The 22,883-nt window shown below is 41.0% G+C and carries 20 protein-coding genes and 4 tRNA genes; 23 read left to right on the forward strand and 1 reads right to left on the reverse strand.

The genetic code is table 11. The features are described 5' to 3' along the window. Positions 1-11 precede the first annotated feature (11 nt). Positions 12-719 (forward strand): DUF554 domain-containing protein, encoded by a 708-nt coding sequence (locus AAV98_RS11110; protein ID WP_060665637.1) that lies wholly within the window; start codon positions 12-14, stop codon positions 717-719. A 46-nt stretch (positions 720-765) separates the two neighbouring features. Here AAV98_RS11110 and yyaC read toward each other — a convergent pair whose 3' ends face one another. Then, the gene (gene yyaC / locus AAV98_RS11115) at positions 766-1,401 is read right to left on the reverse strand and encodes a spore protease YyaC (protein ID WP_060665638.1); all 636 of its coding nucleotides are present in this window, start codon (positions 1,399-1,401) and stop codon (positions 766-768) included. 99 nt (positions 1,402-1,500) lie between these two features. Between yyaC and AAV98_RS11120 the strand changes: the two genes are divergently transcribed. The 22 genes from AAV98_RS11120 (at position 1,501) to AAV98_RS11225 (ending at position 22,830) form a co-directional block, all read left to right on the forward strand. Next, positions 1,501-2,517 carry a YkvI family membrane protein gene (locus AAV98_RS11120; protein WP_060665639.1) on the forward strand — a complete coding sequence of 339 codons (1,017 nt, stop codon included), beginning with the start codon at positions 1,501-1,503 and terminating at the stop codon, positions 2,515-2,517. Between the two features lie 82 nt (positions 2,518-2,599). Continuing rightward, positions 2,600-3,484 (forward strand): mechanosensitive ion channel family protein, encoded by an 885-nt coding sequence (locus tag AAV98_RS11125; protein ID WP_060665640.1) that lies wholly within the window; start codon positions 2,600-2,602, stop codon positions 3,482-3,484. Between the two features lie 21 nt (positions 3,485-3,505). Continuing rightward, positions 3,506-3,703, forward strand: coding sequence for a DUF951 domain-containing protein (locus tag AAV98_RS11130; protein ID WP_060665641.1), 198 nt, complete (start codon positions 3,506-3,508; stop codon positions 3,701-3,703). 508 nt (positions 3,704-4,211) lie between these two features. After that, positions 4,212-5,312: a redox-regulated ATPase YchF gene (gene ychF, locus AAV98_RS11135; protein ID WP_060665642.1), complete on the forward strand. Its 1,101-nt coding sequence runs from the start codon at positions 4,212-4,214 to the stop codon at positions 5,310-5,312. Positions 5,313-6,010: 698 nt separating this feature from the next. Next, the gene (gene rpsF / locus AAV98_RS11140) at positions 6,011-6,301 is read left to right on the forward strand and encodes a 30S ribosomal protein S6 (protein WP_060665643.1); all 291 of its coding nucleotides are present in this window, start codon (positions 6,011-6,013) and stop codon (positions 6,299-6,301) included. 45 nt (positions 6,302-6,346) lie between these two features. Next, a complete protein-coding gene (gene ssb, locus AAV98_RS11145; protein ID WP_060665644.1) occupies positions 6,347-6,862 on the forward strand; it encodes a single-stranded DNA-binding protein in 516 nt (171 codons plus the stop codon). A 70-nt stretch (positions 6,863-6,932) separates the two neighbouring features. Beyond that, a complete protein-coding gene (rpsR, locus tag AAV98_RS11150) occupies positions 6,933-7,172 on the forward strand; it encodes a 30S ribosomal protein S18 (RefSeq protein ID WP_060665645.1) in 240 nt (79 codons plus the stop codon). A gap of 346 nt (positions 7,173-7,518) precedes the next feature. Next, positions 7,519-8,466 carry a YybS family protein gene (locus AAV98_RS11155; RefSeq protein ID WP_060665646.1) on the forward strand — a complete coding sequence of 316 codons (948 nt, stop codon included), beginning with the start codon at positions 7,519-7,521 and terminating at the stop codon, positions 8,464-8,466. A gap of 33 nt (positions 8,467-8,499) precedes the next feature. Further along, positions 8,500-10,470, forward strand: coding sequence for a DHH family phosphoesterase (locus AAV98_RS11160; protein WP_060665647.1), 1,971 nt, complete (start codon positions 8,500-8,502; stop codon positions 10,468-10,470). Beyond that, positions 10,467-10,916, forward strand: coding sequence for a 50S ribosomal protein L9 (gene rplI, locus AAV98_RS11165; RefSeq protein ID WP_060665648.1), 450 nt, complete (start codon positions 10,467-10,469; stop codon positions 10,914-10,916). Before AAV98_RS11160 ends, rplI begins: the two co-directional genes overlap by 4 nt. Before the next feature lie 78 nt (positions 10,917-10,994). Beyond that, a complete protein-coding gene (gene dnaB, locus AAV98_RS11170) occupies positions 10,995-12,362 on the forward strand; it encodes a replicative DNA helicase (protein WP_060665649.1) in 1,368 nt (455 codons plus the stop codon). Between the two features lie 199 nt (positions 12,363-12,561). Then, positions 12,562-13,851, forward strand: a complete 1,290-nt coding sequence (locus tag AAV98_RS11175) for an adenylosuccinate synthase (RefSeq protein ID WP_060665650.1) — start codon at positions 12,562-12,564, stop codon at positions 13,849-13,851. 396 nt (positions 13,852-14,247) lie between these two features. After that, positions 14,248-14,323 (forward strand) — tRNA-Lys (locus AAV98_RS11180). Between the two features lie 19 nt (positions 14,324-14,342). Further along, a tRNA-Glu gene (locus AAV98_RS11185) sits at positions 14,343-14,417 on the forward strand. Positions 14,418-14,429: 12 nt separating this feature from the next. Next, a tRNA-Asp gene (locus AAV98_RS11190) sits at positions 14,430-14,505 on the forward strand. 162 nt (positions 14,506-14,667) lie between these two features. Then, positions 14,668-14,740: transfer RNA gene (locus tag AAV98_RS11195), tRNA-Phe, on the forward strand. Positions 14,741-15,628: 888 nt separating this feature from the next. Beyond that, positions 15,629-17,125, forward strand: a complete 1,497-nt coding sequence (locus tag AAV98_RS11200) for a M23 family metallopeptidase (protein ID WP_060665651.1) — start codon at positions 15,629-15,631, stop codon at positions 17,123-17,125. A 246-nt stretch (positions 17,126-17,371) separates the two neighbouring features. Next, complete coding sequence (gene yycF / locus AAV98_RS11205) at positions 17,372-18,073, forward strand: response regulator YycF (RefSeq protein ID WP_060665652.1); 702 nt, start codon at positions 17,372-17,374, stop codon at positions 18,071-18,073. A 5-nt stretch (positions 18,074-18,078) separates the two neighbouring features. Further along, entirely contained in the window at positions 18,079-19,914 is a 1,836-nt protein-coding gene (walK, locus tag AAV98_RS11210) for a cell wall metabolism sensor histidine kinase WalK (RefSeq protein ID WP_060665653.1), read from the forward strand. Beyond that, positions 19,911-21,236 carry a YycH family regulatory protein gene (locus AAV98_RS11215; RefSeq protein WP_060665654.1) on the forward strand — a complete coding sequence of 442 codons (1,326 nt, stop codon included), beginning with the start codon at positions 19,911-19,913 and terminating at the stop codon, positions 21,234-21,236. Before walK ends, AAV98_RS11215 begins: the two co-directional genes overlap by 4 nt. Before the next feature lies 1 nt (position 21,237). Further along, positions 21,238-22,029 carry a two-component system regulatory protein YycI gene (locus tag AAV98_RS11220; RefSeq protein WP_060665655.1) on the forward strand — a complete coding sequence of 264 codons (792 nt, stop codon included), beginning with the start codon at positions 21,238-21,240 and terminating at the stop codon, positions 22,027-22,029. Positions 22,030-22,035: 6 nt separating this feature from the next. Further along, positions 22,036-22,830 (forward strand): MBL fold metallo-hydrolase, encoded by a 795-nt coding sequence (locus tag AAV98_RS11225; RefSeq protein ID WP_060665656.1) that lies wholly within the window; start codon positions 22,036-22,038, stop codon positions 22,828-22,830. Positions 22,831-22,883 lie beyond the last annotated feature (53 nt).

Consider the following 22,883-nt stretch of genomic DNA (forward strand, 5'->3'; position numbering starts at 1 on the left):
GGGGCTTTAAAGTGGTTTTATTAGGAACCATTGTAAATGGTATATGTATTGTGCTCGGTACTTTAATAGGAAAAATCTTCACCCGCATTCCGGAAAACACGAAAGAAACGGTAATGAAAATCATTGGTCTTGCCGTATTTTTACTTGGAGCACAAATGGGTTTTAAAAGTAATGAATTTCTCATTGTCATTATCAGCCTGGTGGTAGGTGCGGTGGTTGGTGAGTGGATTAATCTTGACCGCAAGTTGAACAATGTCGGCAATTGGCTGGAACATAAGATGGGATCCAAACAGCAGGGCTCCGTATCAAAGGGATTTGTAACGGCAACGCTTATCTTTGTTATCGGAGCAATGTCGGTTGTCGGCTCTTTGGATAGTGGACTTAGAGGCGATCATCAAGTGCTGTACACAAAATCTATCATTGACGGATTCACAAGTATTGTTCTGACTACGACTTTAGGGATCGGGGTACTGTTTTCTGCCATCCCTGTCATGATTTATCAAGGTAGTATTGCTTTGTTTGCTACTCAAATTGACCTGTTTGTCCCACCGGATTTACTGGAGTTGCTCATATTTGAAATTACCGCTACTGGCGGAGTCATGATTATGGCAATTGGAATGAATATCATAGGTGTAACCGCTATTCGAGTGGCCAACCTGCTTCCAGGAATTTTAGTAGCAGCTGCACTTGTGCTTATACAATACTTCTTTATCATATAAACTATATTTTCTTACAAGGTCGACTTATAGAGGGTCGGCCTTTTTTCTATTCTTGGCTCTGTATGAATGGTGGATCAGAGTCTCTCGCTGCAGATGCAAGGAAATTCTTACGTTCAATAACCCCATCTAATTCTTGGATGGATTGTGATATTACGGTCGCCATTTTCATGACTAGACTTAATCTCGTATTCTGTAAAACGAAAAATTCCATAAAACCACTAACATTAACAATTCCTGTAATATGAATATCCCCGACTGGCGGCAAGTCTTTTTTTACTCCAGCCCCAGGCATCACAGGACCATCCGCTACGGTAATTTGTCCGACACTCTTCAACCTGCCAAGACAGGCATCTATCGCAATGATAAAAGGTGTAAGATGCTTTTCTTGGATTTGAGTAAGCTTTTCTTCTAGGTTAACGGCATGAATAGGATCATCTAATGTGCCATATACATGAACATGGTCAAGCTTTATGTCATGGAGCTTAGTACCGACTAGTGGTCCTAAGGAATCTCCGGTTGAACGGTCTGTGCCAATGCATACAATGACGATGGGGCGGTACACCAGGCTTGGAGGAAGGTTGGATTGTAAAGTAAGTGCAAGTTCCTTAAAAGCATTTACTTCATCATGAGCAATACGAATATTGCCTCCTTTCTTCTCAAAAAAATTAGATTTAAGATTCATAGGTTCCACTCCTTCTTAATAGTAGTAACAGTATACGACTATTGATTGGAAACTATACGTCCACTTTTTTATTTTCGGATATTTTAGGGGGTTACATGTATGTGGAAAAGCGGGTTTCGCTGGATGTTTTTAATATTGGGTACAGTGATTGGTGCAGGGTATGCATCCGGTAGGGAACTCTGGCAATTTTTCGGTTCGGAAAGCGGACTTGCCATTCTTTTATTCACCCTGTTCTTTATCATTTCCTGCTATGTCATCTTGCAAATCAGCAGCAAGGAGCAGACGGAACATTTCTCCCCCGTATTAAGAAAACTTGTCGGGGCAAGGGCATCGTATTTATACAATATCGTCATGGTCGTTTACTTATTTACTACTACAGTTGTGATGCTGGCAGGTGGTGGGGCGGCGTTACAGGTCTTTTCTATCCCTTATTGGGGAGGGATTGCGATCATAAGCTTCTTATTAATTGTGTTATTTGTTTACGACGTTAAAGGAATGGTAACGGTAAATGTCGTTATTATCCCAATAATTGTTTTAACCTTAGCCTATGTGCTGATAGATGCGGTACTAAATAGTCCGGATGTTATCCCAACTTCTGTACTTAAACAAAGTAATTGGCCCGCTGGATTTACCTTTACAGCATTAAATATTCTTCCACTTGTTGCTGTTTTATCCGCAATCGGAAAAGAAGTGAAAGGTAAAGGGGAAATAATTATCGCAAGTGTAGGAAGTGGGGTCATTTTGGGAGTCATCTCTCTTTTTTACAATCAAACTCTTATTCTGGTACAAAGTAAGCTCGGTCTATTTGAAATCCCGCTCTTTGCCATCATCCAGAGTTATCCTTTTTATATGTTGTTCTTTATGACCATCTTACTCTGGGTAGCCATTTATACTACGGCGGCCTCCGGGTTGCTCGGATTAGTTACGAGATTTCGAAATGTCGTACCAATTCCACTTTGGCTCATGTGTTTCGTATTCATTTTATTAATGGTTCCCTTCACTGCAGTGGGCTTTTCCGTCCTCGTAGCAATACTTTACCCACTATTTGGCTTAATCAATCTCTATCTGCTTGTTTGTATTCTGCTTTATCCAATTAAAAACCGTGAAAGCTCATAAGTGAACGTTGTGTATGTTTTAGTAAAATAGCAATTTGTGGGGAATCTAGATGTAAACAAATAGATATTGAGGTAGAGCGATTATGGAATGGACAAACCGAGTATTAGGACAAATGAAAAACTCCTTACTAAATGAGGATCTCTGGATTTCTATCGGAGAGGGATTTCTAAAAATTATTTTAATTATCCTTGTTGCAACGATGATCATTAAGGTAGGAAAAAAGATCATTCAAAACTTTGTGAAATTACGTGAAAAAGGGCCAATACGGATATCGGAACGAAGAGAGAACACCCTCCTCAAACTTTTACAAAATGTGTTAACCTATGTGGTCTATTTTATCGCCTTCATTATGATTCTTGAAATTGTTCATATTGATGTTAGGGCTCTTTTAGCCGGAGCGGGAATAGTTGGACTTGCTGTCGGCTTTGGAGCGCAAAATTTGGTAAAAGATATTATTACAGGTTTTTTTATTATATTTGAAGACCAATTTTCTGTCGGAGATTATATCCGAACCGGCACATTTGAAGGGTATGTGGAAGAGATTGGACTTCGGACCACAAAAATAAAAAGTTGGACAGGGGAATTGCATATATTGCCCAATGGCAGTATTGTAGAATTAACGAATTTCTCCATTCATAACAGTGTTGCCGTGGTCGATGTTAGCATTGCATATGAAGGAAAAATAGAAGAAGCGGAGCGAGTAATAAAAGAATTACTTGCAGAAATGCCAGCAAGATATGTGGAAATGACAGAACCACCAGAGCTGCTTGGTATCCAAACGTTAGGCAATTCCGAGGTTGTACTCAGAATCACATGTGAAACAGTGCCAATGAAGCACTGGTATATTGGGCGTTCAATCAGAAAGGAAGTTAAAAATCGACTTGATGAAGCAGGAATTGAAATCCCATTTCCGCGCCTGGTCCTCTATAACCGGGAAACAAAGCAAGATGGGGATGCTTCCAAGTAGAAAAATAGGGAGTGTAGAAACATGACAGATAAAGAATTTGGCTTGAACGATGTAGTAGAGATGAAAAAAGCACACCCGTGCGGGACAAACAGATGGAAGGTAGTACGAATGGGAATGGACATCCGCATCAAATGCGAAGGATGCGACCACACCGTCCTCATGCCAAGAAAGGAATTCACAAGGAAGATTAAGAAGATATTGGTTAGAAGTGAAGAATAGCCTTTACCTTAGGATTGGAATTGTGATTAGCGGAAAACTAGAAAACAGTTTATTTGACACATACAGATAACATGCAAGAATTGACCTCGAAAATAGGTTTTTTTATTAGATTATTACTTCTAAAAAACCATTCGGACAATTCTAAAGATGGTTTGGACATTTAGTCCCAGAAAAAGGTGTATGTTTCGGACAATTTAATGCTTTGTTCAGCCAAGAATTAACGAGTTTTGGTCATTTGAAAATTTTGTTCGGTCAACTTATTCAAAACTTTGGACAACAATGTGAAAGTTTCGGCCAACTTCGCCGAAACTTTGGACAAAAACCTGAAAACTTCGGACATTTGCAATCAGCAACGTACAAATCCCCCTTCTAGATGAATAAACCACTAACTTCTGTCGTGTGATGACATAGAGCAACTGGAATTCAAATAAACTTGTCTTTTCCTCCCATTCTATCTATAATTGTGGGAGGTTTAAATATGTGTTAACGGAAGTTAGGAGTGGATAAAATGGCTTTAACAGCAGGTATCGTTGGTCTTCCAAACGTAGGGAAATCAACGCTTTTTAATGCAATCACACAAGCGGGGGCGGAATCTGCCAACTACCCGTTCTGTACCATAGATCCGAACGTAGGTATCGTAGATGTTCCAGATGAGCGTCTGCAAAAATTAACAGAACTTGTAAATCCAAAGAAAACAGTACCAACACACTTCGAGTTTACCGATATTGCTGGTATCGTTAAAGGTGCAAGCAAAGGGGAAGGACTTGGAAACAAGTTTTTATCTCACATTCGTCAAGTAGATGCAATTTGCCATGTGGTACGTTGCTTTGCAGATGACAACATCACCCACGTTTCAGGTGGAGTGAACCCAATCAATGACATCGAAACGATCAACCTTGAGCTAATTTTGGCTGATTTAGAATCTGTCGATAAACGTCTGGAGCGTGTCGCAAAATTAGCAAAGCAAAAAGATAAAGAAGCGGTATATGAGCATGAAGTACTTGTACTCGTTAAAGAAGCGCTTGAAAATGAGCTTCCGGCACGTACGGTAGAAGTGACAGACGAGCAGGTAAAATACTTAAAAGGTATGCACCTTTTAACAAGCAAGCCTGTCCTTTATGTAGCAAACGTTGGCGAAGAAGATGTAGCAGACACTTCCGACAACGAATACGTGCAACAAGTGCGTGAGTTTGCCGCTAAAGACAATGCAGAAGTAATTACGGTTTGTGCGAAAATTGAGTCTGAAATTGTGGAACTAGATGCTGACGAAAAAGCAATGTTCCTTGAGGAACTTGGCATTAAAGAATCCGGCCTAGATCAATTGATTCGCGCAGCATACAACTTGCTTGGACTTGCTACTTACTTCACCGCAGGAGTACAAGAGGTCCGTGCATGGACATTCCGTACAGGCATGAAAGCACCACAATGCGCAGGAGTCATCCATACCGACTTTGAACGTGGATTCATCCGTGCTGAAACGGTATCCTATGAAGATTTGCTTGCAGCAGGTACCCACACAGCTGCCAAAGAAGCAGGGAAAGTCCGCCTAGAAGGAAAAGAATACATCGTAAAAGACGGAGACGTTATCCACTTCCGTTTTAATGTATAAAATTTGTTAGATGAGAGGGTGCTTTCCCTCTCTTTTTTTATGAGTAATGCAGTAACCAAGTTGATCGTAGTGGAAGGCGTAGCCGAAGGAGGCTCACGTCAGCCCCTAGGAAAGCGAAGCCATTTGCGGAAATCAACAGCGGTGTTTATAAAAATACTCAAATCAAGACTTTTTCAGTGGCCACCATTAGCCCGAGGAGGCTTCCGGACCGCCCGCGGAAAGCGAAGCGCCTGTAACGAAGATCAACCGCTATATGCAACTTTTTTAAGGGGTTGTACAGACTGAGAGAGGGGGATTCCTCTCTTATTTTGTTCAATTGACCTCATAACAGTGGATTCCGGGTATTAGAGTTGTTTACTGAGTTTTATTTTTTCACCATAGAGCCGTTTATCCATTACAATTCGGTTTTATCCATCCTAAGGCTACAGATATCCATTGTAAAAAAGATTTATCCATCGTAACGCACGGTATATCCACTCTAAAAAGAATTTATCCATGATAGTTGTTTCCTTAGTACCAAGGAGCTCATATGTTTGTCATTTTCCCAAACACACTCTACCACAAAAAACCAACTCCAATAGGACATGTTGCAAAAATCCCACCCCTCTGGTATAATCTTAATTTGTGAGTAATGATTATTTATAATTGATTGCTCCTTGCCCACCAAGGGCCGCTTAGACCAAAAGGAGGTGACTGTGATGAACAAGTACGAAATCATGTATATCATCCGTCCAAACATTGAGGAAGACGCTAAAAAAGCTCTTACAGAACGTTTCAATACGATCCTAACTGACAACGGTGCAGATCTTTCTGAAGCAAAAGAGTGGGGTAAACGCCGCTTAGCTTACGAAATCAATGATTTCCGTGACGGCTACTATATGCTAGTAAACGTAGCTGCTGAGCCAGCTGCAGTTCAAGAGTTTGATCGTCTTGCTAAAATCAGCGAAGACATCATCCGTCATATCGTTGTGAAAAAAGAAGAAAAATAATAGTTGTCCTCTTTATGGACGTCGTCTCAAGGAGGAGTGGTTCTGATGTTAAATCGCGTAGTATTGGTCGGTCGCTTGACCAAAGATCCTGAATTGCGCTATACCCCAAGTGGAGTGGCGGTTGCTACTTTTACATTGGCAGTAAATCGTACGTTCCAGAATCAGCAGGGCGAACGCGAAGCTGATTTTATTAACTGTGTTGTTTGGAGAAAACAAGCTGAAAACGCAGCGAATTTCCTTAATAAAGGAAGCCTAGCTGGTGTGGATGGCCGTGTGCAGACACGCAATTATGAAGGCCAAGATGGAAAACGTGTATACGTAACGGAAATAGTGGCAGAAAGTGTTCAGTTCCTGGAGCCTAAAGGATCCGGTGGTGCTGGTAATGCTTCTCGACCTAATCCAAATCAAAATCAAGGCTATGGTTCATCACCTAACTTTGGGTATGATCAGAACCAACAGCGCAGCAATAACAACAACCAAGGTTATACTCGTGTTGATGACGACCCATTTAAGAATGATGGCCAACCGATTGATATATCCGATGACGATTTGCCGTTCTAATTCTAGAAGGAATCGTTTTATAAAAATGGCACTATAAGCCGAAAAATCCAAAAAAGAAGAGGTGAATAAAATGGCAGGAGGACGCAGAGGTGGACGTAACAAACGTCGTAAGGTTTGTTATTTCACAGCTAACGGTATCACTCACATCGACTACAAAGACATCGATGTATTGAAAAAGTTCGTTTCTGAGCGTGGTAAAATTTTACCTCGTCGTGTAACAGGAACTAGCGCTAAATACCAACGTAAATTAACGATCGCAATCAAACGCGCTCGTCAAATGGCATTACTACCATACGTATCTGGTGAGTAATACAGCCGAATTAATAAAAGGAAGGCAGTGAGAGAATATCTTGCTGCCTTCCTTTTTGCTACTAAGACATTAAGCGTAATTATCAACACTACCAAGTTGTCCGAAGTGCAAGGTGTGAGACTCCAGCGGGGGAGTAACGGTTGTTTGAGACCCCGCAGGCAAAGCGAGGTCACTGAAAAACTGACAACGTAAATTTTTTTGTGATTCCTAGCTGGTGATTGTAGCAAAAGGCGGAACGAAGAACAACAGGGAGTTTACGCTATCATCAACATAACATTTGATTGTAATAGAATCTTAAGGATAAACTATACATATTGTAACTAAGCGTTCTTGGAGGTTTATACTTATGAAGGAAACAAAACATATAACAGAAGGTGCAGCACTGCTCGGTATTTACGTCCTGCTCCTTCTCATGACACTATTCATCCCTGTCATAGGCCTGATCGCCTTTCTCGCACTCGTTGTTCCATTTGTCATCTATACAGCAAGAAACGGGTGGAAGGCAGGAATTTGGCTCATCGTGGTTGCAGGAGTGCTTAGTGTTCTGATCGGATCACCAGTTGCTTTAACATTCAGCATACCAGCTAGTACCGTCGGACTTGCGATGGGTCATCTTATCCAAAAGAATGCTAGTCGCTATGCGATTTTAGGCGCTGCTACAGGGGTGTTTTTGCTGAATTATATTTTGGCATATGTAGTTGCAATTGTCCTCTTTAATATTGATTTTATAGAAGTTTTGCAAGAGATGACCAGGGAGTCCATGCGGGCATCAGAAGCAATTGCCACCTCCCTTGGTCAAGAGAATGCAAAAGAAGCCTTGAAAGTGTTTGAGGATGCCCTAGGCTATTTGAGCTACCTATTACCGACCATGTTGGTATTGACCTCTTTTGTTCATGCATACTTCTCGCAGCTAATAACCGTTTTTATTTTAAAAAGACTGAAGATGAAGGTTAGTCCCTTCCCGCCATTTCGGGAATTAGTCCTTCCAAAAAGCTTATTGTGGTACTACTTGGTTGTCCTCATTTTATCGCTTATGGCTCCAAAAGAAGGAACAACTTTATTTATGGTAGTTCTTAATCTTTCCTTTATTTTAATGCTATTAATGACGGTTCAAGGGTTTTCATTCATTTTTTTCTTTTGTCATATTAAGAAAATCTCCAAAGCGATACCGATTACGTTGGTCATTTTGTCCTTCCTAATCACTCCTTTGGTCTATATAATAAGAATGGTAGGAATAATAGATATCGGTTTTCAATTAAGAGAAAGAATACAGAGAAATAATCAAGGAAAATAAAGAGCTAAATTATTAATTAGGAGCTGAACATACATGCCTAATTATTTTGAAAAACTGAATCTGCGTTATCCCGTCTATTTATTGTTTGTCATCGCACTGATACAACTTGGGATAATTGTGTTTTTCCAATGGCAAATAGGGATTGTCAGCTTTCTGCTCCTGGGCTTGGTTGTATATCTTTACATCAAAGTGGAACAAAAGGCTAAAAAAGAAATGGAAACGTACATCTCCACCCTTTCCTACCGGTTAAAAAAGGTCGGAGAAGAAGCATTAATGGAGATGCCGATTGGTATCATGCTTTATAATGACGATTATCAAATTGAATGGACTAATCCATTCCTCGCCTCCTGTTTCCATGAGGAAACCCTGGTAGGGAGGTCGTTATATGATGTTGGGGAAAACTTGATTCCTCTTTTAAAGCAGGATATTGAAACGGAAACCATTGCACTGCATGATCGGAAATATAAAGTAGTCATTAAGAAAGCGGAACGACTCATTTACTTTTTTGACATTACGGAACAGACTCATATTGAAAAATTATATGAAGACGAGCGGACGGTACTTGGTATCATCTTCTTAGACAATTATGATGAAGTGACACAGGGAATGGATGATCAGACGAAAAGTGCGATCAACAGCCAGGTGACCTCCATTATTAATAAATGGTCCACAGAAAACGGCGTATTCTTAAAAAGAACGTCCATGGAACGTTTTATTGTCGTATTAAATGAACATATTCTAGTGCAATTGGAAAAGAATAAGTTTTCCATTTTGGATGAAGTTCGTGAACAAACATCCAAGCAAAGCATGCCACTTACATTAAGTGTTGGTATTGGTACAGGAGTCCCTTCGCTTCCTGAGCTTGGTCACCTCGCCCAATCTAGTTTGGACCTTGCGTTGGGGCGCGGAGGCGATCAGGTAGCCATCAAACAAACGAATGGAAAGGTCCGTTTCTATGGTGGAAAAACAAATCCAATGGAAAAACGGACACGAGTACGTGCACGCGTCATTTCCCATGCGTTGAAGGAACTGATACATGAAAGTGATAAGGTAATTATCATGGGTCATCGCTACCCAGATATGGACGCACTTGGAGCGGCTATTGGTATTGCCAAAGTGGCGGAACTCAATCACAAGGATGCGTATATTGTGTTAAATCAGCAGGAAATTGATGCTGGCATTCATCGGTTGTTAGAAGAGTTAAAAGGTCATAGTGAACTTTGGGAGAAGTTTATTTCACCAGAAGATGCTTTTGAAGTAGCGACAGGCGATACACTATTGGTGGTGGTTGATACACATAAACCTTCTCTTGTAATTGAGGAAAAGTTGTTAAATAAAATAGATAATGTGGTTGTGATTGATCACCACAGACGTGGAGAGGACTTTATTGAGGATCCGTTGCTTGTTTATATGGAGCCTTATGCTTCCTCTACTGCAGAGCTTGTGACAGAGCTTTTGCAATACCAGCCAAAACGCATCAAAATCACAATGCTTGAAGCGACCGCCCTGTTAGCTGGTATAATAGTAGATACGAAAAGCTTCACGGTCCGTACAGGTTCCCGTACATTTGATGCAGCATCTTACTTACGTTCTCAAGGAGCCGATACAATCCTTGTGCAAAAACTGTTAAAAGAAAATCTAGACCGTTTCGTAAAACGTGCCAAATTGATAGAAAGCGCGTATTTGTACCAAGAAGGCATAGTTATTGCAAAAGGTGTACCTGAAGAGTCGTTTGACCAGGTGATGATTGCACAGGCTGCAGACACACTGCTTGCGATGAGTGACATTAATACATCTTTCGTCATCGCCCACAGGAATGGGGACCAGGTAAGCATCAGTGCAAGATCGCTCGGGGATGTCAACGTGCAGGTTGTCATGGAGAACCTTGGCGGCGGCGGGCATCTGACAAATGCAGCCACACAAATGAATACGACCATTGATGAAGCAGAAGAAAAACTGAAACAAGCATTAATAGAGTACTTAGAGGGAGGTTCCAAGGAATGAGGGTAATATTTTTAAAAGATGTAAAAGGCAAAGGCAAAAAAGGCGAAGTGAAAAACGTGGCAGATGGGTATGCCCATAATTTTCTACTAAAACAAGGGTTGGCGATGGAGGCTTCAAATGGTAACCTTAAATCATTGGAAGCTCAAAAGAACAAAGAAGCCAAAGAAGCAGAACAAGAGCTAGATAACGCGAAGGAATTAAAAGAGACGTTGGAAAAGCTGACGCTTGAGTTCCAAACAAAAGCAGGTGAGGGCGGCCGTTTATTCGGTAGCATCACGACGAAACAAATCGCAGAAGAGCTTCAAAAGAAGCATAAAATAAAGATCGACAAGCGCAAAATGGAGCTAAATGATGCTATTCGCGCTTTAGGCTATACAAACGTACCTGTAAAACTGCATACAGACGTTACAGCGACCTTAAAAGTGCATGTAACTGAACAGAAGTAAGAAAAGCGCTCGGCAATCTCGCCGAGTTTTCTTTATGAGAGGCTTTAAAAGGTTCGTTTTCTGGGAGGAGGAACAAGGGTGAGTGATATTTTTGAAGATAGAATACCACCGCAAAATATAGAAGCGGAACAGGCGGTCATCGGGGCCATTTTCTTAGAACCGTCTGCTCTGACATTGGCGTCTGAGCTTGTCATGCCAGATGACTTTTACCGCGCTGCCCATCAAAAGATATATGACTGCATGCTGAATCTTTCCGACCGGGGCGAACCGGTCGATCTCGTCACAGTCACATCTGAGCTTGCAAACTTAAAGCTTTTAGAAGAAGTTGGAGGGGTATCTTACCTGAGTGATATAGCAGGTTCGGTGCCGACTGCAGCCAATATAGAGTATTACGCAAAGATTGTAGAAGAAAAGTCCATTCTTCGCCGTCTGATCCGTACCGCAACCAACATTGCCCAAGAAGGCTATAGCAGGGAAGATGAAGTAGCGGGCTTATTGAACGAAGCGGAAAAACAAATACTTGAAGTTTCCCAACGAAAAAACTCCGGTGTGTTCCAAAACATCAAGGATGTACTCGTTAAAACTTACGATAATATAGAAACCCTTCACAATCGTAAAGGGGAAGTCACAGGAATTGAGACAGGCTTTACGGAATTGGATAGAATGACGGCAGGATTCCAGCGAAACGACTTAATAATTATTGCTGCCCGTCCTTCCGTTGGTAAAACGGCATTCGCCTTGAACATTGCGCAAAACGTTGCTACAAAAGCTAGAGAAAATGTCGCGATTTTCAGTCTGGAAATGGGTGCTGAGCAGCTGGTCATGAGGATGCTTTGCGCAGAAGGAAATATCAATGCGCAGAATTTAAGGACAGGCCAGTTGACCGCTGAAGATTGGAGCAAGCTGACAATGGCAATGGGAAGCCTATCTAATGCTGGTATCTACATTGATGATACGCCAGGTATCCGTGTCAGTGAGATACGTTCCAAATGCCGTCGTCTAAGACAAGAGAGCGGCCTTGGAATGATACTGATTGACTATCTGCAATTAATTCAAGGTAGCGGACGCGGCGGTGGAGAGAACCGTCAGCAGGAAGTTTCCGAGATTTCCCGTTCCCTAAAAGCATTAGCAAGGGAACTAGAGGTCCCTGTAATTGCCCTATCTCAGCTCTCGCGTGGCGTGGAGCAGCGTCAAGACAAGCGTCCAATGATGTCCGATATTCGTGAATCCGGAAGTATCGAGCAGGATGCCGATATCGTTGGTTTCCTATATCGTGATGACTATTATGACAAAGAAAGTGAAAACAAAAACATCATTGAGATCATCCTGGCGAAACAGCGTAATGGTCCTGTTGGGACGGTCTCCTTGGCTTTCGTAAAAGAATATAATAAATTTGTTAATTTGGAGCGGCGATTTGATGATGAATCCGTTCCTCCAGGGGCATAATAAAAGGCATCTACGTCATGTAGGTGCCTTTTTATACTTTATAAACTGTTATTAGAAGTTTTACGTCTTAATTACGAACAAATATAATATTAAATTTCTGTAACGTTCGTGTTTAGGTTGACTTTCTAGTGAGCAGCTGATAAACTTACTTTGGTTCAAAAAGAATAAAAGTTACATATTTAGTGGAGGTGTACGGACTATGGCATCAGTAGTCGTAGTAGGAACACAATGGGGAGACGAAGGAAAAGGGAAGATTACCGATTTTCTTTCTGAGAATGCCGAGCTGATTGCGCGTTACCAAGGTGGTAATAACGCAGGACACACAATTAAATTTAACGGTGAAACTTATAAATTACACTTAATACCTTCTGGAATTTTTTATAGCGACAAGATCTGTGTCATTGGAAACGGTATGGTTGTAGATCCGAAAGCATTAATCAAAGAATTAAAATACTTGCATGACCGCGGTGTGAGCACAGACAACCTGCGCATTTCAGACCGTGCGCACGTTATTCTTCCATATCACTTGAAATTGGACGAGGTGGAAGAAGAGCGCAAAGGTGCAAACAAGATTGGTACAACGAAAAAAGGTATCGGACCAGCTTATATGGACAAAGCAGCTCGTGTTGGTATCCGTATTGCCGACTTGCTGGACCGCGAACTTTTTGAAGCGAAGCTTGCTCACAATTTAGCTGAGAAAAATCGTTTACTCGAAAGAATGTACGAAACAGAAGGCTTCCAATTAGAAGATATTCTTGATGAGTACTACGAGTATGGACAACAATTTGCAAAATACGTAACGGATACTTCCGTTGTGCTAAACGATGCGCTTGATGACGGCCGCCGCGTCCTTTTTGAAGGGGCTCAAGGGGTTATGCTTGATATTGACCAAGGAACATACCCATTCGTAACTTCTTCCAATCCAGTAGCTGGTGGCGTTACGATTGGATCTGGAGTAGGTCCTTCTAAAATCGACCACGTTGTAGGGGTAGCGAAAGCCTACACTACTCGTGTTGGAGATGGTCCTTTCCCAACAGAACTAGACAACGAAATTGGTCACCAAATCCGTGAAGTAGGAAGAGAGTATGGGACAACAACAGGACGTCCTCGCCGTGTAGGTTGGTTTGACAGTGTCGTTGTTCGCCATGCACGCCGCGTAAGTGGAATGACAGACCTTTCGTTGAACTCCATCGACGTATTAACAGGTATTGAAACACTGAAAATTTGTGTAGCTTACAAATACAAAGGTAAAGTGATGGAAGCATTCCCTGCAAGCTTGAAAGTACTTGCTGAATGTGAGCCGGTATATGAAGAAATGCCAGGGTGGACAGAAGACATCACAGGCGTTAGAAGCTTAAGTGAGCTTCCTGAGAATGCTCGTCATTATATTGAGCGTGTATCTCAGCTTACAGGCATTCCATTGTCCATCTTCTCTGTAGGGCCAGATCGCTCTCAGACGAACGTGGTACGCAGTGTGTATGCGAAGTAATTGATTTTTGTTTGAAGCCCTCCTTAGTGGGGGCTTTTTATGTGGCATGATACTTGTTGAGCTGTTGATTTCTAGGATTGATAAGTTTATGATGGCACTTTTGCAGGAGAGTTTCATGTAAAAGTGTTATCATTGTTTGGGTGATGACTCTTACGACAATAATATTTCCACCAACGTGTCTTCATGAACCAAATGAAGTCATTGTTAGTGAAGTCTCATGCTTTAAAGTGTCTTCATTACATATAATTAGTATTTTTTTATTGGGAGACTTTTAGTAAGTTTTATAGAAGTTAATATTTTTTTAAAAAAGTTATTGCAAGATTTATTAATAGTATGCTATTATTAAAAACGTCGTCAAAAGAGATTTAAAGTTACATCAGGCGAAATTAGTAAGAGGTGCCATTAGCTCAGTCGGTAGAGCATCTGACTTTTAATCAGAGGGTCGAAGGTTCGAGTCCTTCATGGCACACCATTTTATTTCAAAAAAGTTAGGCCCATTGGTCAAGCGGTTAAGACACCGCCCTTTCACGGCGGTAACACGGGTTCGAATCCCGTATGGGTCACCATTTATACTTTTAGGTCCCGTGGTGTAGCGGTTAACATGCCTGCCTGTCACGCAGGAGATCGCCGGTTCGATCCCGGTCGGGACCGCCATTTACATATTTATTTCTCTTTTAGAGTGTTAGGCTCGGTAGCTCAGTTGGTAGAGCACGATCGAGTAAGCTTCGAAGCATTGCTACAGCGCACAAATTTTGAACGTTAAAATTTGGGTGATGGTGCGAGTGCATATCATATTGTTACGACAACTATATATTCGGCTCGGTAGCTCAGTTGGTAGAGCAATGGACTGAAAATCCATGTGTCGGCGGTTCGATTCCGTCCCGAGCCATCTCAAAACAGCACGTTCATTTTGTTAATGAATGTGCTGTTTTTTTGCAATAAAATATTGAGAAGTCCAATTTATTTCAGAAGCGTTCTCTGTATGGACGAAACGGAAGTCGAGTGTCCGATTGAAGTGTTCTCTAAGCCCGAAACGTAAGCAAAAGCCCGTTAAGTGTCTAATAGAAGTGTTCTCTAAGCCCGAAACGTAAGCAAAAGCCCGTCAATTGTCCAATAGAAGCCCTCTCTAAGCCCGAAACGTAAGCAAAAGCCCGTTAAGTGTCCAATAGAAGCGTTCTCTAAGCCCAAAACGGAAGCAAATCCTCGTCAAGTGTCCAATAGAAGCCCTCTCTAAGCCCGAAACGGAAGCAAGTCCCCGTCAATTGTCTAATAGAAGCCCTCTCTATGCCCGAATCACTAGCAAACCCCCAGAATTGTCCAATAGAAGCCTCCTATAATCCAAAATCACTAAAATCCCTAACAAACCTCTATCACCTATCTGATAGAAGCACCATTAAAGCCCGAAGTAACAAAAAAAGCCCATCAAAAGGCCAACAAACACTCTCCACCACCATAACCCGTAACACATCCTGTTACCCCGCTGTAACATAACAGGAGAAATTCTCCTCCACTTCCAGATCAAAAGACAAAACTATGTAGAATTACCCATATTTTATCCCTTAATAAGGAAAAACCCCTATAAATCGCCTAAATATGACAACAATAATACAGTTATATTACATCTTTTGTTCTAGTATTCTATTTGTTTATGAACCTATGGTATGGTAAAGTAGTCGGAAATTTTAAATGGGTATCAATAGTCCTAAGACGAGAAGTCTAGGTCACCTAAATAAAACTGTTTACAGAACGGGGAAGAAATCAGGGGGAAAGAAAGACCATGATGAACCGATTAAAGCGTATATATAGTACATACACCGAAAAACAAAATAGTAAACATAGATCTCAAAAAAATCGCCTTTCTACTTTTACAAAGAGAGTAATGGTTACCACTATTGCTGCTTCTACTATTACACTTGGCGCAGTGGCAGTTCATGCTAGTGAGAATTCACTGCTTGGAACGGTTTATCATGTGTATTTAAATGGTGAGCGTGTTGGTGCAGTCGATGATAAGACACAGTTAGACAAGGCGCTAGAAGCTAAAGTGGAGTCTGTTCAGAAAGACCATAAGGACCTGGAGCTTTCAGTAGGAGAACAAGTATCAGTTATACCTGAGAAAGTATTTAGACCTTCTGCTCAGAACAAAGAGACGATCGATACAGTAGTAGAGCAAGTAGAAGTGAAAGCTAGCGCTTCTGCACTGTCCATTAACGGAGAAGAAGTGGTTCTTGTTAAAGACAAGGAAGAAGCGGAAAAGGTTGTTGAGTTGTTAAAGTTAGAGTTTGTTTCTGAAGAAGACTTGAAGGCTTTAGAAGAACAACAAGATAACCAAGTGTCCAAGCTTCCTGAGTTGAAAGAAAATGAGTCTCGTGTATTAGACGTAACTATTTCTGAAAAAGTTTCATTCAGTGATAAAAGTGTTAATCCTAAACAAGTTGTATCTGTAGATGAAGCCGTGGAACTAATTAAAAACGGCAAAAAGCAAGCTGAGAAGTATGAAGTACAGGCAGGAGATTCTTTAGGAGATATCGCGGAGAAACATGAGCTTTCTTCAGAAGAATTACTGGAGATGAATTCTGATATTGCAATGGATACTTTACTGAAGGTCGGTAAGGTGCTAAATGTTTCAGCAAAAAAACCTTATTTGAATGTACAAGTAAAAGAAGAAGCTTCTAAAAACGAAGAAATCCCTTACGAGCAGGAAGTTGTGGAAGATAAAGAACTTCCTAAGGGAGAAACGAAAGTGAAGCAACAAGGTGAAAACGGAGAGAAAAATGTCCGAACTATCACTACGAAAGAAAACGGTATGACCATCAAGACGGAAGTAACTCATGAAGAAACATTGAAAGAACCTGTGAAGCATATCGTTGTAAAAGGTACGAAAGTGATCCCTTCTCGTGGCAGCGGATCCCTTGCATGGCCAGCAGTTGGCGGTTATATTTCCAGTAAAATGGGTCACCGTTGGGGGAAAATGCATAAAGGGATCGATATTGCTCGCCCAAGCGACCGTACCATTAAGGCAGCGGACAATGGAGTCATTGAATCAGCTGGCTGGGACGGCGGTTATGGAAATAAAGTAGTCATTAACCACCAAAATGGGATGAAAACAACTTATGCTCATCTGGATACGATCAGCGTTTCAGTTGGACAAACTGTTTCTCGTGGTGCAAAGATTGGTATTATGGGTACGACAGGACAATCTACAGGTGTTCATTTACACTTTGAAGTATACCAAGATGGCAAATTAAAAGATCCAATGCAGTATTTAAACAACTAAACACATACATGGAACCTCTAGCAACTTGATAAGTGAGCTAGAGGTTTTTATGTTTCGCATGTACTTTTTGGAGCTTTCTCATAATAGATGCGCTACCTCGCTGTACATGGTAAAGTAAGAAGTAGAATGTTTTTTATCATCATTACGGTTAGTTGCCGACTTTTCACTGTAAAATGGCAACAATCTTTGGAAAAGAGCCATACTAACAGATAAGAATAGATAGATGCTGAGAAGGAGCGAAACCATATGGAAAAGAAAATACTTGTAGTAGACGACGAAAAACCAATTGCAGATATATTGAAGTTCAATCTTCAAAAAGAAGGATATGAGGTGTATTGTGCCTATGATGGGGAAGAGGCGGTCAATAAGGTGGAGGAAGTGCGCCCTGATTTAATCCTTTTAGATATTATGCTGCCTCAGCGAGACGGAATGGAAGTTTGCAGGGAAGTACGTAAGAAATATGAAATGCCAATCATCATGCTGACTGCAAAGGATTCGGAGATAGATAAGGTGCTTGGATTAGAACTAGGGGCGGATGATTATGTTACAAAGCCCTTTAGCACCCGTGAACTAATTGCGAGGGTAAAGGCCAATTTGCGACGTCACCAACAGAAAGCTGCGGATACAGAAGAACCATCGGAGATTGCAATTGGTTCCCTTGTGATCCACCCTGATGCTTACATGGTAACCAAAAGGGGAGATATGATTGAGCTGACTCACCGTGAGTTTGAATTGCTGCATTATCTAGCGAAGCATATCGGCCAGGTCATGACACGTGAACACCTTTTACAGACTGTTTGGGGCTATGACTATTTTGGAGATGTACGAACAGTGGACGTAACGGTTCGTCGCTTGCGTGAGAAAATTGAAGACAACCCTAGTCACCCGACATGGATTGTAACAAGAAGAGGAGTTGGCTATTACCTGCGACAAACTGAGCAGGAATAATTTACATGAAAAAGGTAGGTTTTTTTCGTTCCATTCATCTTAAATTTGTGTTGATTTACGTTTTGCTCATCCTTATTGCGATGCAGATTATCGGGGTGTATTTTGTAAGCAAGCTGGAGAGTCAGCTGACGAGTAACTTTAATGAATCATTAGAAGAAAGAATTCATTTACTTGCTTATAGTATTGAGCAGGAGATTAAAAAACAGCGTGATGATACAACCCCAACCATTGAAGAGGATATCCGCACGGTGTTGCAGGACGTCACAATGGAGGATATAGAAGAAATTCGCATCACGAATAACCAAAGCAAGGTCCTCGGAACCTCTGATCCCTACAATCAGTCAAGTGTAGGAAAAAGGACGACGATATTGCTGGTTAAACGAGCATTAGTAGTAGGACAGATGTCGAATAAGACCGTTATTGATTCGGAAACTCAAAATCGTCTGAAACTTATTGCAGCGCCCGTCAAATCCAACAATCAAGACATTATTGGCGCCATATACTTGGAAGCATCTATGGAAAAGGTCTATGCCCAAATGCGTCAGATCAACAGCATCTTTGCAACTGGGACAACCATAGCGCTTGCGGTCACAGCAGTTCTTGGTGTCTTGCTTGCCCAAACCATTACAAGGCCAATGTCTGATATGAGGAAACAAGCACTTGAAATGGCAAGAGGTAACTTCTCAAGGAAAGTTAATATTTATGGTGATGATGAAATAGGTCAATTGGCTTTATCCTTTAATAACCTTACGAAAAAGCTTCAAGAAGCACAGGCGACTACGGAGGGGGAAAGAAGGAAATTAAGCTCAGTCTTGTCCCATATGACAGATGGAGTTCTTGCGACAGACAGGAAAGGCAGAATTATTTTGATTAATGAGCCAGCCCTTGGAATGTTAAACGTTTCACGTGAAACAGTACTAAACAAACCGATTGTAGAGGTACTTGGCATTGAAGAGACGCACTCGTTTGATCATCTCGTATCAGAACAAGAATCCCTCATCTTGGACTTTAGTACAGAAAAAGAGCGTTACATTTTGCGTGCTAGTAATTCCATCATTCAAAAGGAAACTGGCTTTATCAATGGTTTAATAACGGTTTTACACGATATTACGGAGCAAGAGAAAATAGATCTTGAACGGAGAGAGTTTGTTGCTAATGTGTCGCATGAATTGAGGACGCCATTGACCACGATGAGAAGCTATTTAGAGGCGTTGGCAGACGGTGCGTGGCAGGATGATGAGATTGCTCCAAGGTTTCTAGATGTTACTCAAACGGAAACGGAGCGGATGATCCGTTTGGTAAATGATTTGTTGCAACTGTCTAAAATGGATTCAAGAGACTATAACTTCTATAAAAACAGCGTCGATTTTGTGGAGTTTTTTAATAAAATTATTGATCGTTTTGAAATGTCTAAGTCTCAAAAAGTAGATTTCGTCAGAAGCATGCCAAACCAACCTATTTTGGTCTCCATTGACGCAGATAAAATAACGCAAGTATTAGATAATATCATTTCCAATGCGATGAAGTATTCGCCTGAAGGTGGTACTATTACGTTTACTGTAGATATTGAAGAGGCTGCTAATCAAATTTTGGTCAGTATCAGTGACCAAGGGGTAGGAATACCAAAATCGGATATTAATAAGATTTTTGAACGCTTTTACCGGGTCGATAAAGCAAGAACAAGGATGCTTGGGGGTACCGGTCTTGGCTTAGCGATAGCAAAAGAAATGATTCAAGCGCATGATGGAGACATCTGGGCCTCTAGTGTGGAAGGAAAAGGAACAACTATTTACTTTACCCTTCCAATTTCCGAGGAAGAGCAAGAAGGTGACTGGGAATGAAATATGAAAATATTAAATCGCTTGTTTTAACCATTCTAGTACTGACAAGCTTGATTCTCACCTGGAATTTATGGACCTATCAACCCGACTTCGATTATTTAGACAAACGGGATAGTACCATTAGTGAAGTGGAAATTAATGAAAAGCAGGAAATAGGACAGCTTTTACAACCTAGCAAACTGTTATACCATTTTGATGGTGTTCATCATGGAACAGAGGAACTGGCAGATCTTAATTTATTTATGGAAGAATTGGGACGATGGAGCCTTTTCGATATACAAATAGCCACAAGTTATTCGGAAGAAGATTTCTTTTCTTTCATGCATGGCAGTGAAAAAATGGAGGTTGTGTTTCCTACAACCATCCCTTTACAAACATTTAGATATATTACGGGCTTTAGTGATAATGAAATTCCCCCGAATATTTCTATAAACAGGATTCTCATCGATTTTTCGGGAAAAACATTAGGAAGTGAACCAATTATTTATTTGGTTCAGTATGATGACCAGAAAGTGTATCAAGCAAGAGTCCGTAATCTGTCTACCAGTGAGTTGTCTCGGACTTTTTACCAGACGGCAAAAATATTACCGACATTTATTTATGAAGAAGTGGATGAAAATCGGTATGTGTTTTTTCCGGAACAATCACCAAAAGTACGAACAGGATACTACTACGCTAAACAATTAAACCCAGAAGATTTCAAGAATGCCTTATTCAGCAATCCGAGCATCGTGACACGAGATCAAGTAACAGATGGAATAGTGTATCGTGATGATTCCAGCTTGATGAGTGTATCCCGTCCCAATAATAACCTGCATTACGTTAATCCAGGAAATACAGGGCTTGGGAATTCCATGGACTTTAATGTGATTGAACGGGGAATTGAATTTGTGAACGAACACAGCGGGTGGACAGGACAACCTGAGCGCTTCAAACTTGATAATTGGACGAGCAGCACGAATGATCATAGCATTGTTTATAGAATGTTTATTGGGGATTATCCAATCTATTATTTTGCTGAAAAAGGTGTTGCAGATATCTCACAGTCATGGAGAAATAATGAGATTTATGAATATGTTAGGCCTGTTTTTGAATTTCTTTCATGGAAATCCATTGCGACAAACATCCCCTCTGGAAAAGATGTAAAGCGGGAGCTCGACAACTTCAATGACACCAGAAATATCGAGGACATACGAGTCGGATATGAATTGAGAAGAGAATCCGATGTTTATATCATTGAGCCGATTTGGGTGTACAAGGAAAATAATGCATGGAACAAGTTAAACTTTACTGCTAGCGATGATTTGGAAGGGGGAATATAAAATGGATTGGAGAAGAACCAAAACCATTTTCATCATCACCTTCCTCATTCTGAATATATTTCTTGTTTTTCAAATTCTTGAAAAAAGGGAGAGCAATCAGCTAGAAATCTTGGCGGAAGCTTCAATGGAAGAGCAGTTCAAGGTAGATGAAATCTCATATGGTCAATTGCCAAAGGCGCCAAACAAAGCTAGTTACATCAGTGGAAACAGCTACGTTTTTACAGAAGAGGATACTAAGAAATTGGCGGAAAATGGGCAGAAGGCGGAAATTCTAGACGACATCAATCTCATTGCAACATGGGAAGAACCAATCCCTTTACCTGAGATGAATATGATCACCAGATTAGAGACTATCTTTAAAGAAGAAATACTGTTTGGGGAGAAATATGAATTCTGGGGATTTAATCCACAAAACAGGACCCTTGTTTTCTTTCAACAGTATGATGGGAAAAATATTTATAGCAATGAAAGTGCAATGGTGGTAGCATATCTCAACGAATTAAACGAACTAATTTCTTATAAACAAACCTATATACTAGATACGGAAAAAATGGATGTAGAACAGGACGTCATTTCTGTACTGGATGCACTATATAATCTGTATAAAACAGGGGATTTGAAGCCGGGGAGCGAAGTAGGTAATGTTCAGCTTGGATATTACACCCTTGTAGACTACACAAATTCCCATGTGCTAATCCCCACGTGGCATATTGTCGTCAATGAAAAAGAGGATTTTTACGTTAACGCGTTTGAAGGATCTGTGATAAAAAAAGATGAACGAACATTGGAGTGAAGTGACATGAGCCTGCATTTTAGCGTGCTTGCAAGCGGCAGCACAGGAAATGCAATTTATGTCGCAACAGAGGAGCATTCTTTATTAATAGATGCTGGTTTGAGCGGCAAAAAAATGCAAGAACTGTTTAATGGGATAGGCAAAAAGATAGAAGACCTATCTGGCATTTTGGTCACACATGAGCATAGTGATCACATTAAGGGACTCGGCGTACTTGCGAGAAAGTACAAGCTCCCGATTTATGCCAATGAAAAAACTTGGAAGGCAATGGACGGCCTGGTGGGGGTCATCCCGACAGAGCAAAAATTCAACTTTGAAATAGAACAGGTGAAATCATTTGGAGGACTGGATGTTCAGTCTTTTGGTGTTTCTCACGATGCGGCAGAGCCGATGTTCTATTCTTTCCATGATGGCGATAAGAAGATTGTGGTCATCACCGACACAGGTTATGTGAGCGACAGGATGAAAGGAATCATTTCCGATGCTGACGCTTATGTTTTTGAAAGCAATCATGATGTGCAGATGCTGCAGATGGGACACTATCCTTGGAGCATCAAACGCCGCATCTTAAGTGATGTCGGCCACGTATCCAATGAGGATGCAGCCCTAGCCATGGCAGATGTCATGGGAGACAAAACGAAGCGTATTTATTTGGCGCATTTAAGTAAAGATAATAACATGAAAGATTTAGCGAGGATGTCTGTTCAGCAAACACTTGCCACACGAGGAGTTATCGTGGGAGAACAAGTGGAGTTGTATGACACAGACCCGGACAAACCAACCGCACTTGCTTTCGTGTAAAAATCTTAGGCTTAAGCGCCTTTCTTTTTGCCTTTTTTACACGATCCAGCAGA

The organism is Bacillus sp. CHD6a (assembly GCF_001293645.1).
Taxonomy (GTDB): Bacteria; Bacillota; Bacilli; order Bacillales; family Bacillaceae_I; genus Sutcliffiella_A.